The sequence below is a fragment of the Gloeothece verrucosa PCC 7822 genome, assembly GCF_000147335.1.
Lineage (GTDB): Bacteria > Cyanobacteriota > Cyanobacteriia > Cyanobacteriales > Microcystaceae > Gloeothece > Gloeothece verrucosa.
In genome coordinates this window covers 4,940,603-4,955,644 of sequence record NC_014501.1, presented here as the reverse complement: position 1 = coordinate 4,955,644, position 15,042 = coordinate 4,940,603, and the positions used below count along the sequence as shown (strand labels likewise).

The window sequence follows — 15,042 nt, the reverse complement described above, 5'->3', positions numbered from 1 at the left end:
TTTTATTCCTAGTTAAAGTATCCAGGGGGAACATCGACGGTGGCCGGACTGGTGGCGTATGTCCATTGGTTCGCGCCTCCAGCAAGAACGCTTACATCTTTGGGGATATAAATATAAAAGAGGTCGTAGTTTTTCCCATTGTTGTCCTGCGCTTCACTGTTTTGCGTTGCTATCGAAAAAGGGCGTTCCCCTGCGGTATCGAGGAGGCAGATTTTTCTATAGCTGAACATCTGACGATAAAGCCGACACCAAAAATCACAGGCTTTAGCGGGAGTATCAACAGTATTTGGAATAGCGAAAGTGCTTTGGGGTGAGGACGAAACTAGCCAGGTTTCGCCGCTAATTGTAGAAGATACTGTGCTATCTGGGTTAGTTACGTATGTCCAAGGTTTATTTCCTCCAGAGACCGAGTCCGAAGTCTTGGGAATCATGATAACGAACTTATCCCAAACATTCCCATAGGCATCATTCGAGTCTCCATCCATTTGTACGAGTGGGAACAATAAATTTATCCCCTTATCATCAGCCGTGTCTATCTTTACGTGCTTGTACATTCTGTGATAATAGCGGCAAGCAAAATCAGTAGAGCGGGCAACTGTATTACACGAGCTAGGAAATTGATCATAGACAGCCATAAGCACTTATTCCCTTTGCTAAATAAATCTCTATATATCTAGAATCTCTTAAAAAATTAACAGTCGCAACGACAGAAAATAGATATTTTCTGTCGTTATTCGGATGAGTCAAACCCACCCCCTGAGCTATTCTTGAGTCATAGGAGTTATCAACCAATGTTGACCACTACAGAATTTATATTAATAGCAAATAAATTCTGTAGTTATTTTAAAAGCTGGAAACTATGACAGGACAAGCGGCTAGTTTAAGTAATTCAGATTGGGCAAAGTTAGAAAAACATTGCCAGAGCGATTTACACAAATTCATCTGGGCTTTGCTTCGTTTTACGGGAGCAAGGGTCAATGAGGTTTTAAATTTAAAAGTTTCAGATGTCTATGATAATAATGGAAAGCCTTTTGACTATATCCTTTACCGAAAAGAAACCCGCAAAGGAAAGGATAAAAATCATAGCGTCCCTGTTACTAACGCTCTTCACTCTTACCTCGCGGCCTACAAGCCCCCAACAGATGGTTATCTTTTTCCCAGTGACCGAACCAGTAGCGGTCACCTGTCTTATGAGGCGGTTAGGGATTATTTGATGAAATGTGCAACCAGTGCAGGATTATCCCACAAGGCGGTTAAAACTCATTCGGGCAGGCGGTCATTAATCACTAATCTGATTAGTAACGGGGTTGACCTGAGAACCGTTCAAGCCATCACCGGGCACTCATCGATCCAAAACGTCATCCGCTATGCGGATTCCAATCCTCACAGATGCAAACTGGCCCTCGAGGGGGCCTATAGCTAGAATGGCAATTTCTCCTCACAGTAAATGGGCAATGCCTGGTACTGCTCGGGAATCCCTTCTCGTTTTGCCGATAGATACTTTGATGTCTTCCTCTTGCCCTCTTTGGTGATCAGGTAGTAGTAAGGTCCTCGAAAAGTTTTAATACCTTCTTTGTTCCTGTAAGGGAGTTTTTTAGCCTCAATGTAAAGCTGTGGTATTTCCGACGGCGGCTCATCATCCACTTCATCATCACCAAGAACGCTATCATCTTCCATCTCAGAAAGGCGCACAACTACGGCTTGACTCAGCTTCTTTAGATAGTCCAGGGGCAATCCCTCGAGGGATTCGTAAAGCTCATCAATAGTAGCTTTAGGGGATTGGTTAGCTGCGTCATTCCCTACAGAGTTTTGTGTAGGGAATGGGGTTAGCGGCTCGTCGTTCCCTACAGAGTTTTGTGTAGGGAATGGGGTTAGCGGCTCATCATTCCCTACAGAGTTTTGTGTAGGGAATGGGGTTAGCGGCTCGTCGTTCCCTACAGAGTTTTGTGTAGGGAATGGGGTTAGCGGCTCATCATTCCCTACAGCTACCTCGATGTAGGCGGCTAGTTTTTGGTCAATTTCCTTTATCAGGTCTCGACATTGCTTGATATTGGCATCAATTTTTTTCTTAGTAGCCTCTGAGGGGTAGGGCGGCAGCTTGCCTTTGATTTGCTGATTGTAGTTGAGTATTCGTTTCTGTAGGGTTTGTTTTTTCCCCTGGAGCATTTGTCGTTTAATCTCGTCCGGTGCCCTAACGGGGCACTCCTTCTCGCTGATTGTCCATCCATCAGGTAGGTGGTGGCCATCGGGCGGCACAGCTTCTTTTTCCCCAATAGGCAATTCAAGCTGGATGCTTTTATCAGTTAGGTCATCTATGTCGACATTGAACTCTTCAAAGTCTCTTGTACAAACCCGTGCGCGTTTCTTCCAGGGCTTCATCAAGAAAACTGCTCGCCCGTCGGTCTTGAGATAGTATTTGTGCCCTATTTCTAGGGCTAATTTCTTCGGTTCCTCTTTTTCTGTAGGGAATGGTTCAGCCGCGCTTTGATTCCCTACAGGATTTTGTGTAGGGAATTGGTCAGCCGCGTCATCATTCCCTACAGAGTTTTTTTGGATAAGTTCAACCTCTCCAATGGGAGCGGTGATCGTTTTTGCCTCAGTTAATGACAACAGCTTCAGCGAATTTCTTAAAACCCTAAAAACAGTTGCCTCTTGACCTTTATACGCGACGCGGTCACCTTCTTCGATGAGCTTGAGCCAGTCATTTTCTATGACCGTAGGGGAAGGCTCGTCAGCTTCTTGTTGCCCTACAGAGTTTTGTGTAGGGAATTGGTCAGCCGCATCTTGATTCCCTACAGAGTTTTGTGTAGGGAATGGTTCTGCCGCGCCGCTATTCCCTACAGAAATCTCTACCGTTTTCGCTAGTGGGGTCAATTCCCTAATGGGGACAGTCTGCATTTTGTAGTCTCCATCGGTAATGATTCTCACCGAGCGGCTCCAAACTCGGCTGACCGTCGCGGGCTTCCCTTGGTAGAGTACCCGATCGCCTTTAAAAAATGCTTCTTGCTCCATCTCCCAATCGGGGCAGTAGGAGGGGTGTTCTGTAGGGAATGATTCGTTCCCTACAGGGGAGGGGGGTAATGCTAATCCTAAGTCTAGTTGCTGCATAATAATTGGTTGATACTAAACTACTAAGATGGGCACGTTAAGGGTGCCCACTGTTTACTTAAAATGGTGGGTCGTTTTGATCACTCGGCTGTCGGGTTACGGGTTGAACTTCTTTTGTTGCCGGTGACTGAGGCGGGGGTTTGATAAGCTCTAATGCGCTTGACACTATCTCTTTAAGATTTTTAGCCTCAGCTATTGGGTCCTCGCCCGGTTCGAGTTCGCCGTACATCTCTAGGTGTTCAGAGTTATAGTTCCCTAGATTGACTATTCGCTTGTATGAAATGGTTTTAATCTGCATTTTTTTACCTACCCGTCGGCTCATGAACGTTTACGTTGTCGAGATAAACGGAAAATCTTCCAGGCTCTAGGCGACGGGGGTAGAATTTCCCGTTAGTGGTATAGCTGATCAGCCCTTTTTGAGGAGCAGCCAAAACAGCAAAAATCGCCATCATGACTTCTACCTCTAGTTGTGTTCCTGTGATCCGAATCTCCATTGTTAGTCTCCAAAAAAAGGTATAACTATAGCGGGATTGGGGGCGAGTGACGGGACTCTACCCTTACACCGGTGCCGAATTCCATCAAGTCCAAACGGTAGCCAGCCCGCCGCACCGTTGGCCCAGGTGATAGGCTCATGGCAAAATCGGCAAAATTTCTTGGGCTTGGGGGTGGGGGGGAATAACTCCTCAAGCAGCCATTCCTCCTGGTTTAAGAATTCCCAAGCCTCCCGTAAATTTTTAAATTTCCTTTGTAGGTTGCCCAGGGTCACCAAGACTTTCCCCCCAGATCGCTTTAGTCCCAAGCAAGCCTGACGAGCTAGTTCAAGCAATCGTTTAAAAGAAACTCGCTCAATGGGGCTTGGGTCTTTAGCGTTGCGAAGTCTTTTTCTTAGATGGGCAACTTCTTCGCCTAGGCGCTCGTTGTCTCGCCTGAGCCGTTCTAGTTCTTGTTGTAGGTCATTTGCATTCATAATAAAGATAGATGTAGTTGAGTTGACCACTGCACTTGAGAGAAAATGCAGTGGTTGAATTTTTAGTCAGACGATGAGCCTTCATCATCTGGGATATTATTCACATCAATCCCAAAAGCCTGAGCTAAAACTTTAAAACTCACGCCTAACTCACGAGCGAGCAAAGCAGCATTGTCAAGACTTGGCATTCGACGACCCGCAACATAGGCGCGGATAGCATCTCTAGATAGTCCTGTTAGTTCTGCTAGTTTGACTTGTTTAATGTCTGCTCGTTTGAGAAGTAAGCGCAAAGTTATCTCCGAAGTATCTTTTTTTTCGATCATACCTAAAAGAGTGACAATCGTCACGCTATGCGTTACAATTGTCACTATGAATAAAAACAACATCCTTACCCCTAGGGAGGCGGGTAGGCACTCATAGCAGGGGTTAAGGCTGTTGTAATCGTAATGCTTAGGTGTTTGGCTCTATAACACCATCCTTAGCGGGCACTTAATAGTTGCTCTCCCTAGACAACCATTCTTAGAGACTACAACTCAAATAATTGTTGATCAGGATAATTTCATGCCTGGGATTACCCAGGCTTCACTACTCACTAAAGATTAAAAATGCAATGTCCAAATTGTCACTCAAATAACTTTGTGTTGTCTAAAAGCAACTCATTCGAAGGATATGGATACTGTCAAAACTGTGGTCACGAGGATTATGTCTCGCTCGACCCAGGTAAAAAATATGACGATGATGATTATTACTTTGATGAGGATGATTTTGATGAGGAGGAATCATGAAAACAGAAACTCGTTTGACTAAAACTCAAATTCTTTTTCAAGAAATTGGGCAAGAGGCGCATCAAGCCTCCCTAAAATACCAACAAAAAGTTACTTTAATAGCCCAATCCGTTAATAATTTAGAGCGAGAAGAACGACCAATAGTTGAGATGCTGCGACATCACGGCGGCGAACTCACCATAGGGGAACTGGTTTTTGTCTTTTCTTATCACCGATATCTCATAGAGGAGTTGCTCAAAAAAGGTGTAGTTGTTATTGAGGAGTAATTACACTATGAACCACACAGAACAAATCAAAAAAGACATTGAACTATTAACCGAAATGAAGAAGAGAATCTTGACGATTGTCGCTTCATCTAAATTAGAAACCCTTCATCTTGATGATATTGATGCGGCTCTAGAACAAGCTATCGTATCTATGACAAGTTTCTTGGAGTGTAAACAATGAATTTTGAATACCGAGGAAAACCGTTGGGTCATTGGCTCTTAATCCGCTTTGAATTTTGGCGGGAATATTCCGAGGGGTGTGGGGTATTTGCCCCCCATGAAATCACCTCATTACAAAGACTTCAGTTATTTTGTCTAGGGGCTTCAATTAGTGAGTATTTCCCTTTTGGTGATGAAAGTTTAATTGATTTTCCTTCTGATGAAGCTAGAGACTTTTTTTGCTGGCTTAATGGCGGTTGGAAAAACTTAGAATCTCAAGGATGGAGTTCGTAATAATGGGACAAAAAGACCTCTTAAACTTAATCGGGGAATGTGCCCAATTAGCCCGAGCCAAGGGGATTAAAAATGTATCAGTGATCCTAAACCAACGCTACTCACTCCCCTATTTATCCATGCTCACTCATCAGCAGTTGATTGATTTTCAAAAATGGTTAGAAGAAACTTATGAACAATGAAGCAAATAAAGCCCAATATCTTGTAGAGATTACCAAAGAGATTATGGAGGAACATGAAGCGTCTTTTGCCATTGTCCCTATTGAATACTTACATTTGTGTGTTAGTTCCATGTTATGCTTATGCGCTTTTGAAGAAGTGCCGCTTGATACTAAACATGGACATTTAATAGTCGCCCAGAACATCGCTCAAAGACTCCTTCATGTCGCGCCTGAACTAGAAGAAGTTTATCAGGAATTATTTAAGGATTTCCCCAAGATGTATCATCCTCAAAGACCAAGTTTAAATCTCGGATAATTAACAAGGACAAATAGTCATGAGTACAGCAACGGTATGCGAGTTAGTTTCAATAAAAGAATGTGTCAATATAAATCAAGATAATATGGTTTATTTTGACGTGACCATTAGTTCCGCATCGGAAATTAATTTCTCGGTTAGAGCCGCTAACCTTGACACAATATTGTTTATTTATGAATTATGTCAAGTTATCCCTTCGATCATGAAATATGACATGACCATGATGCAGATAGCAGACGGGGTAAGGAACTTAAAAATAGAACCCAATTGGGTGCATCAGATAAAACGGTTTAAGAGGCTGTATGGTGACCATTTTTTAGTTCCCCTAGAAATTTGTGATCAATAAAAAAACAAAAACACCCCTAAAGGTGTTTATTCGGTATATATTCAATTTATTTAATTCTACCATGACCACTATCGTACAAACCAAAATAGCAATGTACCCCGTTTATCTCCCTCAAGTTTCGGGTTCTCCTTCGACTTGGATCAACTTAGCTAATGTGTTAACAGTTGAATACAACCCAGAAAAAGAAGATGAAATGCTTATCGTGACTTTTATCACCGGGAAATTTAAGGCTTATCGAGGCGAACAAGCCAAAGAAATTATCAAAGCGCTAAAGGAGGCACAAGCTAAATACTGTTAATCATTCCCCGATGCTTACTGATAGAAATATCGGTGAGCATAGGGGAGTGATTAGCTACCATTCCCGCTCTTAGATAGGCTAGTGGCTTCGATAACAAAGTAGGCTCTTATCGCCTTTGGTCTTTTATAAGCCTAAGCCTTTTTAATCTAGGAGCAGCACCCCTTCTAAAAGCTTCCAGAATAAATTAAGCCCCCTTGAGGAGGACACGAGTGAGCCGTCGCACGGCTCACCGTGAGATGTCCGTTGTGAGGGCTTCCGGGAGATTTGTAAGCATTGCCGAGAAGGGTTTTAGCTTGTGGTTATCTCCCTCAAAAAGTTAAGGTAATTATGGTCAACATTTTAGGTTTAGATGTTGGTCGAAATTTTGCTGTGGGCATAATTTTAGACCAATTCCCTATTAATATTAAACGATACTTTAACCAGCACCGCAAAGACTTTATGCGGCTTAAACCCGTATCCCATCTATCTCAAAAGCTTATTGAGAAAGGATTTAAGGATTTTAATTATTTAGAGCAGCTAACAATTGACGGGATTGTACTAGAGCCGACGGGAATGTGGTACTCAAGCATTTGGGTGGCTTGGGCAAACTATTATCACATCCCGGTTTACTGGGTGGGTCATGCCGATCTAAGTAAGTCAAGGGGACATTATGGGTTTACCAATAAAAGCGATGAACATGATGCACTGACCTTAGCGTCCGTGTATTTTGACCCGACCTGGATCGATGAGTTTGACCGAAAGAAGTGGTTGACTTTCTACACTTCGGAAATATTGACCATCCGTCGTCTATACCTTGATATCCTTCAATGTGAAAAACTCCGCACGGCTAACGTCAACGGGAACCGCCAGCGACTATCACTAGAATTTCCCGAAGCTTCAGACCAACGGATAGAAATTTCCGAAAAAAAAGGCTTTTCCCCTTTCTGGGGTTGGCTGGCTGGGGATTACTCCTATACTTGGGCTAACAGAAGATATGAGGAGAGTAGTGCTAAGAGGCTGGGTATTCCCATTTCAAGACTAAGTCGCCTCAAGGCGAAACACATCACCGATTTAGAGTCAATCATCACACACAACTTAAGTGAACTGAAAGAGCAATTGAATAATAATCAAGAGTTTCAAGATTACCTAAAAGTTTTCAAGCTTTTTAGTTTCGGCTTTGACAATTGCATATTGTTGTTAATTCAGTGCTACCCATTCAAGAAATTTCTAATCGATGGTAAACAGTGGATTGAGTGGATAGAGCATGAAAAGGATGGGAAATGGAAAAGAAGGAAGGTAAACCATAGTATAAGACAGTTTCAAGCCTACTTGGGGATGAGTTACAGCTATGAGCAATCAGGCGATAAAAATAAGAAAAAGTTTCATGGCTCATCCATGTGTAGAGCAAAGCTCTTTATGTGGGTAACGAGCGTAGCTCTTAAGGGTTTTAAAACAAATTACCAAGACCTGATCGACGATCCTAAATTGACTAATGACGAGATTGACGAATTTACTATTGAGCATCCCAACATTAAAGGAGAATTAGGGAACATGATCGCAAAGAAGACTCTAAAGATTTACCGCGCTGGGGTCAGGGGGAATGACATTCAAACTCGATTACTGTTTTATGTTACCCGTCTCTTGTTCCAGGAGTTGTTAAAAGAAATTAGTTAGAATAAAAGACCAGCAAATACTTGCTCTCAGGCGCGTTTTGATCTTTGAGGGTGTCTTAACCTTTTGTTCGACTGCCATCACTCCGAAACAGAAATAGGGGAACGGCTACACTAGGAGATGATGTTTAAATTTTCAGTTAATATGCTAGGGAAGTTTCAACAGAGCCATCTACGTCTTGAAGTACAAGCGAGTGAGGCACTTATCCGCGACAGTCTAGTTCATACCAGTAAATTACGTCAGTGGTTGTGGCCACAAAATTTTTCTCTTGAAGTCCCAGAAACTTTATCACAGGGCTTAACTTTAAATAGCTTCGTTGGATTTGTTCCCATTCAACATTATGTGGAAGTTCTTAACGATAATTGTTTACGAATGCTTTTAAGTCAGGGAATAGACGGTTATCACGAATGGTACTGGGGTGACGGTTGGATTCAATCTCGCCTAGAAGGAATTTCTCTATTACCCCTCAATTTAGGTCAAACCGTCAGTTTGCTCAGTTTACGTCAGTTTCTCACCGTTCAGAAAACAGGGAGCAGGGTCTAGGTAAATGGGAAAGGATAGGAAAAAGACGCTCTAACTAAAACTAATGACTAGGTACAACAAGATGTAAAGTAAGTTTTACTTATCTCTCAAATAATCTTAACTTTTGTAAAGTTTCCTTGCTTTACCGGTATGGATCATTACAATTTGAAACAGTTAAACATTTTCATTGACATTTAACCATCTAAAAGTTAAGCCTGAGTAAAGTTGAGCCAATGACAGAACCCTTTATCCTTTCCCCCCGTTACCGTCTCGATGATGAAGATTGCTGGTTAGTTGGAATTGATCCTTCGCGTCAGTATTGGCTATCTGTTAACGGCGATCCTCTAGTGGAAGTCGTTATCCCAGGACTGATTGTATCTTCAATTGAGGAATTAAAAGCGGCAATGCAGCAGTTTCGCTCGCTCCAACCTAACGAAACCATGAAAATTACACGGGTTTCGGGTAGCTGCACGCTTTACTGTATCAATCAAAACTGTTACGCCATCGAAGGGAGAGTTAAGGGCGCTTTAACATGGCATCTGTTTGATAAAGAAAGCTTAGAAAGTCTTTTACTCACCAGTCATCCTAATTGGCTCCCTTCCCCATCTGATATTGAATTAGGACGTAAATTGCTGGCTCGTGCTTTTGAACAACCCGCTTATGCTTACGTTCAATAAGATTTAAAATTAACGCCGCAAGTTCAATAATTCTTGGGGAGAAGCTAATAGCTTAACCTCAACAAAAATAATCTCTTGAAGAGGAGTTAAAATAAATTTCCAACCAACATTGACGCTAAATAAAGGGGTTTTTACTTTACCGCTAATTTGATACTGTTGGGAATCATCTTCTAATGTCTCCATAATGCCTTGACGCGGAGCGAGTTTCATGCCTTTAGCTTCTGCTTGTAAATAAGCGGTGATGGCTTCTGCTCCTACTATAGGTTCTTCAAAAGGTGGATGTAAAGCCCCCTCCGGTGCAAATAAGCTGGCGGCGGCTTGATAATCTTCCCGATTGAGATTTTCAAAATAAGCTAAGATGACAGGGTTGGTAATACCTTCAATGCTGATTGTTTGAGGTAAAGCTTGAGTTAACTCAGTCATGATTCTGCTTGATTCCTAATTAATTAGAGTGGGATATTTTTCAACAATACTCAAAGCTTATGCTTGTTTCGTGCCTCGCCTCATCAGCCAATAGAAACAAATTCGCCCTTTAGTTATTAGTCAAGAGTCATTAGTCATTAGTTATTAGTTAAAAGGCAAGAGCAGGAACGGTCCTGCCCTTAGTTTTAGGAGAACTTAGGAAGTACAGCGAGAAATAGGGCTTAAGCTAGTGGATCGACTCCCATATCCACAGCCGCATTACGAAGAACGGTAATTTGTTGATTAAACTCTAATTTTTGAAGGGCAACGAGTACGGTGTTAGCTTCTTTGCTGAGTTTGTAGTTAGAAGGAACGGGAATAACGCTACCTTCTGTCATGAATTCGGCAAGTTGATACCAAAAAGCCAGTTTAGTATTATTGGTGAGAATACCGTAAGCACGGGTAAGAGGAGTATTAACTTTGTTAATGAGGTCGCGCATGACTTTTAATTGCTCATCGCCGGACATTTGCTTGATCTCATTGAGCAGTCCTTCAGCAAATTGCAGGCGAGCCGCTCCAGGTGCGGCAGGCGTAATGGTGCGCCCCATTTCAGTATAGGCAAACCAAAGTAAAGCAAGCTTGTCATCTGTGCTGAGACGTTGATACTGTGCTGTGACAGAAGGAACGTCAGCAGTTTGTAAATTGAAGATAGAGGCAGTGGTTGCTGAATAAGCCATAGTCAATTCAGGAGGTTGTTTACAATAAACTAATAGGACTCTGTTGGAGGGTTTTTTTAATTGTTTAGCCTCCTTGGCTCCTATTATGTAATAAATTTTTAAGAATTGTCAATAAATATTACAAATACTTGACTTAAGATTTATATATGATATTGAGGGATCAAATCAAACAACAAGCAATCAGATTAGGATTTCACAAAGTCGGTATTGCCGCAGCCAAAGGTCAAGAAGCGGCGGTTAGTCAGCTTAAAGCCTGGTTAAGCTTGGGGTATCAGGCAGATATGGAGTGGATGGCCAACCCAAAACGGTTTGATGTGCGTGCCTGTATGCCAGAGGTAAAATCAATTATCTGTGTTGCCCTCAATTATTACACTGCCCATCAACGTCCAGAGGGAAAAGAGTATGGAAAAATTGCTCGTTATGGTTGGGGAAGAGATTATCATCGAGTGATGCACAAAAAGTTAAAAGCCTTGAGTCAATGGTTAGAAGGGCACGAACCCGGCATTCAAACTCGTTATTATGCTGACACAGGTCCCATACAAGATAAAGTGTGGGCACAAGAGGCGGGTATGGGTTGGCTCGCTAAAAATGGCAATGTAATTACTAGAGAATATGGGAGTTGGGTATTTTTGGGGGAAATTTTAACGAATATAGAATTAAAGCCCGATCAGCCTCATACAGCCCACTGTGGCACTTGTCAGCGTTGTATAGAAGCCTGTCCTACAGGGGCAATTACTCAACCGTTTGTGGTGGACGCTAATCGCTGTATTGCTTATCATACCATCGAGAATAGACAGGAAAAGCTCCCAGAGGCGATCACCTCTAATCTTGGGGGTTGGGTAGCCGGCTGTGACATTTGTCAGGATGTTTGTCCTTGGAACCAACGGTTTGCGGTTGAGACAGATGTAGAAGACTTTCAACCCCTACCTGGGAATGTTGCCCCAAAATTAACTGAATTAGCGCAAATGTCTGAGCAAGAATGGAATGATCGCTTTCCGGCTTCAGCGTTACGAAGAATTAAACCTCAAATGTGGCGGCGTAATGCCCGTGCTAACCTAGAGACATAAAGGATGTTTCGGATGAGGTAGAAATGTTCTTAGCGGCTGATTATCCCCAATGAGTCTTGAAAAATCCCGATTAAATTCATATTTTCAAGTTTAAGACTGATAATCAACTTGTCCACTATCTTCTGGCAAAGGATCAACAATGGTAGTAAAAGTAATTATTTTTGATTTTGACGGGACAATTGCTGACACTTATAATGCTTTTGTAGAGATTGTCAATGATTTGTCTAAAGAATTTGGATATAAGCCTCTTACGCCAGAAGATTTGGCTCGGTTGAAAAAACTCAGTTCGAGGGAAATCGTGCAACAGTCAGAAATTTCTCTCATTCAAATCCCTTTTTTATTAAAAAGAGTTAAAACAGAATTAAGTAAAATTATTAGTGATCTAAGCATTTTTTCTGGATTAAAATCTTGTTTAATACAATTGCATAAAAAAGGATATATTTTAGGAATTGTCACTTCTAATGACCAAGCAAATGTTCAATGTTTTTTAGAAAACAATCAATTAGATAGCCTTTTTGATTTTGTTTATTCAGGCACAAATTTATTTGGAAAACATAAAGTCATTAATCAAATTATCAAAAAATATAATTTTAGCCGCGATGAAATTGTTTATGTAGGAGATGAAACAAGAGATATTCAATCAGCTAAAGCCAGTCATATTAAAGTGATTGCTGTGGGATGGGGATTTAATGACCCTGAAGCTTTAGCCAAATATGAACCCGATGCTTTAATTAATTATCCTTATCAATTAATCGGAGCAGTAGAATGTTGTAATGATGATTGTTTAGAGATGTTATTGGTTGATGGTTAAAGCACAGGGAGTAGGGGAAGGAGGAAGGGATAGGAAAAAGACGCTCTAACGTATAACTAATACTAATAAAATAAATATTGACCGGAAATTTTGGGTACAAGCCTCCCCCTTCTAGGGGGACTTTAAGGCAAGTTTTTAACCAAGCTCTCTAGATAATAATTCTTTTTAAGGTTGGCTTAATAATTTTAATAATTTTTAATTTTAAATTTTTAATTTGTGCTATTTATGGTTATTTGATGCTAAAATAATCTAAGAGTTAGTTAAAATAAATGGCTAAACCAACGAAAACAATTAAACGAGAGTTAACTCCCCGTAAACTAGAATGGCTGGCGAGGACAAAGGTCTTGTTTAATCAAGTCGTTGAATTTTATGTCCGAGTTTTATCTACTCATCCCAACTTGTTAAATACTCATTCCGACGACTTATATTCGGTTTTTGAAAGATTAACTATCAGTAATAAAAAGCATCCGTGTGTTCCTTATCCTTTGCCTTGGTCTATTCCAGCAATGTTAAGACGTGCCGCCATTAAAAAGGCTTATGGTGTTTATCAATCTTGGCATAGTCATCGACAAAGATGGGAGAAACAGAAAAACAAGGCAACTCTTAAAGGTAAAAAATTCGCTCATCGTCCTCCTTTACTTACTCGTAAATATAACTTCAGCGTACAGTTCTATAAAGGGGCTTGGAAAGGAACAGGTGTTGAGAATGAACTTCTTTTGAATTTATGGACGGGAACTTCTTGGACTTGGGTAAAGTATAAAATAAGTGGTAGAGATTTACCCGATAACTGGAAAGCTTTATCCCCTACTGTAGTTGTTAAGGGAAATAAGCCTAGGCTACATATTCCCCTTGAAAAAGAAAACTTTAACTATCCTAAAAAATTGGAGGTACAAACTAAAAAGAAAGACTTTAAAATCGTTGCAGTTGACCTGAACATGGGAGATAAATTAGCCGTTTTTACTCTTCTCAATAGCGACGGTAAGGCATTAGCTACTAAATTTATCAAAGGAGGTAGCTATCTGCAAAGCCGTAGGAAGCGATTATTAGGAAAGATAGCTAAAAGCTATTCTAAAACTGGCATTATCTCTTCGGGTCACAGTCGTCATAAATGGGACAAGATTAAGCAGATACAAGATTATGAGGCTCATCGAATCAGCCGTAGAATTGTCGATTGGGCTACAAGTCAAGGAGCTAACGTCATAGTCTTTGAACATTTGGGAAATTTAAAACCTCAAAAAGGCAAATATAGCCATAAACAAAATCAGAAAAGAGCTTATTGGTTAAAGTCAAAAATCTTTGATTACACTAAGTATAAAGCCTTTACCAATGGTATTATTACAAGTCGGGTAAATCCTGCCAATACATCAAGATTATGCGCTTGTTGTGGGGAATGGGTTAGTCGGCATCATGCCGATGAACCGATTGGTAACTACCGAGTGGGAGCCGATAATTTTACTTGTTTAGCTAACCCTCTTCATCGAGGAGATGCAGACAGAAATGCCTCGGTTAATATAGGTCTTAAATTCTTGTCCCGTTACGATTTAGTCTCTTTGAAAGGAAAGCCGTTGGTTGAAAGACCTCGGTTAGTTTCAGGATTATATATTCAGGGTAAAAGCCTCGCCCTGAGCGGGCGAAGGGTTGGAATGTTCTGAAGCTAAGGGTATTGGCAACCCTAGATTGATTCCTCCTAAATTTAATAGGTTAGAGAACGGTCAGTTAAGCTTCGCTGATTGGTTAGCAGAGTCCACGACTCAGACGCTTTCTCTATCCCGTACAGACGAGTCAATCAGAGAAAAAACTTCTGCTCTTTTGAGAAGCAGCAGCACAACGGAAGTTTTGAATCCTCACCGTTCACGGTGAGGAGAATGTCAACAGCCACAGGACTAAATAAATGGCACTCACTGAGTCAACAATGTTAACGCTAGGGACTACAGCACCCGACTTTCAACTACCCGATACGGTGTCTGGGAAAACCATTTCTTTAAAAACATTTGAAGATAAACAAGGGCTTTTGGTGATGTTTATCTGTCAACATTGTCCCTTTGTTAAGCACGTTAAAGAAGAATTAGCCAAATTAGGTCAAGACTACAGCCAAAAAGGGTTAGGCCTTGTAGCTATTAGTGCCAATGATGTCGCTAACTATCCCAATGACTCCCCCGAAAAACTTAAAGCAATGGCCCAGGAATTAGGCTTTAATTTTCCTTTTTGCTATGATGAAACTCAAGCAATAGCCAAAGCTTATACAGCCGCTTGTACTCCCGACTTTTTCCTATTTGATCGGAAGCGAAAATTAGTTTATCGAGGACAACTTGATGATAGTCGTCCTGGTAATAATAAACCCGTAAGCGGCAAAGATTTACGGGCAGCTATTGAGGCGGTTTTGGCAGGTAAACCCGTCGGTCCTGATCAAAAACCCAGTATTGGTTGTAATATCAAATGGAAACCCGGCAATGAACCCTCTTATTAACAGCAGATA

The 15,042-nt window shown here is 41.3% G+C and carries 23 protein-coding genes; 15 read left to right on the top strand and 8 right to left on the bottom strand.

Annotated elements, in window-relative coordinates; all coding sequences use genetic code 11:
• Positions 1-8: 8 nt before the first annotated feature.
• A complete protein-coding gene (locus CYAN7822_RS22155) occupies positions 9-635 on the bottom strand; it encodes a hypothetical protein (protein ID WP_013322680.1) in 627 nt (208 codons plus the stop codon).
• A gap of 224 nt (positions 636-859) precedes the next feature.
• Here CYAN7822_RS22155 and CYAN7822_RS22150 point away from each other — a divergent pair, with 224 nt between their 5' ends.
• Positions 860-1,423 carry a tyrosine-type recombinase/integrase gene (locus CYAN7822_RS22150; RefSeq protein ID WP_013322679.1) on the top strand — a complete coding sequence of 188 codons (564 nt, stop codon included), beginning with the start codon at positions 860-862 and terminating at the stop codon, positions 1,421-1,423.
• Here CYAN7822_RS22150 and CYAN7822_RS22145 read toward each other — a convergent pair.
• The 5 genes from CYAN7822_RS22145 to CYAN7822_RS22125 all read right to left on the bottom strand — a co-directional run bounded on the left by CYAN7822_RS22145 (position 1,420) and on the right by CYAN7822_RS22125 (position 4,443).
• Entirely contained in the window at positions 1,420-3,108 is a 1,689-nt protein-coding gene (locus CYAN7822_RS22145) for a hypothetical protein (protein WP_013324481.1), read from the bottom strand. The two genes, CYAN7822_RS22150 and CYAN7822_RS22145, sit on opposite strands and share 4 nt — an antisense overlap.
• A gap of 58 nt (positions 3,109-3,166) precedes the next feature.
• Entirely contained in the window at positions 3,167-3,430 is a 264-nt protein-coding gene (locus CYAN7822_RS22140) for a hypothetical protein (RefSeq protein WP_157871810.1), read from the bottom strand.
• The gene (locus tag CYAN7822_RS22135) at positions 3,411-3,602 is read right to left on the bottom strand and encodes a hypothetical protein (RefSeq protein ID WP_013322676.1); all 192 of its coding nucleotides are present in this window, start codon (positions 3,600-3,602) and stop codon (positions 3,411-3,413) included. The genes CYAN7822_RS22140 and CYAN7822_RS22135 overlap by 20 nt, the downstream gene beginning before the upstream one ends.
• 2 nt (positions 3,603-3,604) lie before the next feature.
• Positions 3,605-4,075, bottom strand: coding sequence for a coiled-coil domain-containing protein (locus CYAN7822_RS22130; protein ID WP_013322675.1), 471 nt, complete (start codon positions 4,073-4,075; stop codon positions 3,605-3,607).
• Positions 4,076-4,137: 62 nt separating this feature from the next.
• Positions 4,138-4,443, bottom strand: coding sequence for a helix-turn-helix domain-containing protein (locus CYAN7822_RS22125; RefSeq protein WP_245602583.1), 306 nt, complete (start codon positions 4,441-4,443; stop codon positions 4,138-4,140).
• A 413-nt stretch (positions 4,444-4,856) separates the two neighbouring features.
• Between CYAN7822_RS22125 and CYAN7822_RS22115 the strand changes: the two genes are divergently transcribed.
• The 10 genes from CYAN7822_RS22115 (at position 4,857) to CYAN7822_RS22075 (ending at position 9,549) form a co-directional block, all read left to right on the top strand.
• Positions 4,857-5,126, top strand: coding sequence for a hypothetical protein (locus tag CYAN7822_RS22115; RefSeq protein ID WP_013322673.1), 270 nt, complete (start codon positions 4,857-4,859; stop codon positions 5,124-5,126).
• A 7-nt stretch (positions 5,127-5,133) separates the two neighbouring features.
• Positions 5,134-5,307, top strand: a complete 174-nt coding sequence (locus tag CYAN7822_RS37860; RefSeq protein ID WP_013322672.1) for a hypothetical protein — start codon at positions 5,134-5,136, stop codon at positions 5,305-5,307.
• Positions 5,304-5,579: a hypothetical protein gene (locus tag CYAN7822_RS22110; RefSeq protein WP_013322671.1), complete on the top strand. Its 276-nt coding sequence runs from the start codon at positions 5,304-5,306 to the stop codon at positions 5,577-5,579. Before CYAN7822_RS37860 ends, CYAN7822_RS22110 begins: the two co-directional genes overlap by 4 nt.
• Before the next feature lie 2 nt (positions 5,580-5,581).
• The gene (locus tag CYAN7822_RS22105; RefSeq protein WP_013324480.1) at positions 5,582-5,761 is read left to right on the top strand and encodes a hypothetical protein; all 180 of its coding nucleotides are present in this window, start codon (positions 5,582-5,584) and stop codon (positions 5,759-5,761) included.
• Complete coding sequence (locus CYAN7822_RS22100; RefSeq protein WP_013324479.1) at positions 5,751-6,056, top strand: hypothetical protein; 306 nt, start codon at positions 5,751-5,753, stop codon at positions 6,054-6,056. The genes CYAN7822_RS22105 and CYAN7822_RS22100 overlap by 11 nt, the downstream gene beginning before the upstream one ends.
• A gap of 19 nt (positions 6,057-6,075) precedes the next feature.
• Positions 6,076-6,402: a hypothetical protein gene (locus CYAN7822_RS22095; RefSeq protein ID WP_013322668.1), complete on the top strand. Its 327-nt coding sequence runs from the start codon at positions 6,076-6,078 to the stop codon at positions 6,400-6,402.
• A gap of 61 nt (positions 6,403-6,463) precedes the next feature.
• Positions 6,464-6,700 carry a hypothetical protein gene (locus CYAN7822_RS22090; protein ID WP_013324478.1) on the top strand — a complete coding sequence of 79 codons (237 nt, stop codon included), beginning with the start codon at positions 6,464-6,466 and terminating at the stop codon, positions 6,698-6,700.
• 327 nt (positions 6,701-7,027) lie between these two features.
• The gene (locus tag CYAN7822_RS22085; RefSeq protein WP_013324477.1) at positions 7,028-8,353 is read left to right on the top strand and encodes an IS110 family transposase; all 1,326 of its coding nucleotides are present in this window, start codon (positions 7,028-7,030) and stop codon (positions 8,351-8,353) included.
• A 141-nt stretch (positions 8,354-8,494) separates the two neighbouring features.
• Positions 8,495-8,893, top strand: a complete 399-nt coding sequence (locus CYAN7822_RS22080; protein WP_041933926.1) for a hypothetical protein — start codon at positions 8,495-8,497, stop codon at positions 8,891-8,893.
• Positions 8,894-9,105: 212 nt separating this feature from the next.
• Entirely contained in the window at positions 9,106-9,549 is a 444-nt protein-coding gene (locus CYAN7822_RS22075; RefSeq protein WP_013324475.1) for a hypothetical protein, read from the top strand.
• A 9-nt stretch (positions 9,550-9,558) separates the two neighbouring features.
• Here the strand turns inward: CYAN7822_RS22075 and CYAN7822_RS22070 are convergent, their stop codons facing one another.
• Complete coding sequence (locus tag CYAN7822_RS22070; protein WP_013324474.1) at positions 9,559-9,972, bottom strand: nuclear transport factor 2 family protein; 414 nt, start codon at positions 9,970-9,972, stop codon at positions 9,559-9,561.
• 221 nt (positions 9,973-10,193) lie between these two features.
• A complete protein-coding gene (locus CYAN7822_RS22065) occupies positions 10,194-10,688 on the bottom strand; it encodes an orange carotenoid protein N-terminal domain-containing protein (protein WP_013324473.1) in 495 nt (164 codons plus the stop codon).
• Positions 10,689-10,834: 146 nt separating this feature from the next.
• On the opposite strand from CYAN7822_RS22065, the gene queG reads away from it, so the two are divergent.
• From queG to CYAN7822_RS22045, 4 genes are all read left to right on the top strand, one after another.
• Entirely contained in the window at positions 10,835-11,755 is a 921-nt protein-coding gene (gene queG, locus CYAN7822_RS22060) for a tRNA epoxyqueuosine(34) reductase QueG (protein ID WP_013324472.1), read from the top strand.
• A gap of 139 nt (positions 11,756-11,894) precedes the next feature.
• Positions 11,895-12,566 carry an HAD-IA family hydrolase gene (locus tag CYAN7822_RS22055; protein ID WP_013324471.1) on the top strand — a complete coding sequence of 224 codons (672 nt, stop codon included), beginning with the start codon at positions 11,895-11,897 and terminating at the stop codon, positions 12,564-12,566.
• Positions 12,567-12,835: 269 nt separating this feature from the next.
• Entirely contained in the window at positions 12,836-14,218 is a 1,383-nt protein-coding gene (locus CYAN7822_RS22050; protein WP_013324470.1) for a zinc ribbon domain-containing protein, read from the top strand.
• Between the two features lie 239 nt (positions 14,219-14,457).
• The gene (locus tag CYAN7822_RS22045; RefSeq protein ID WP_013324469.1) at positions 14,458-15,033 is read left to right on the top strand and encodes a thioredoxin family protein; all 576 of its coding nucleotides are present in this window, start codon (positions 14,458-14,460) and stop codon (positions 15,031-15,033) included.
• The last annotated feature ends 9 nt before the right edge of the window (positions 15,034-15,042 follow it).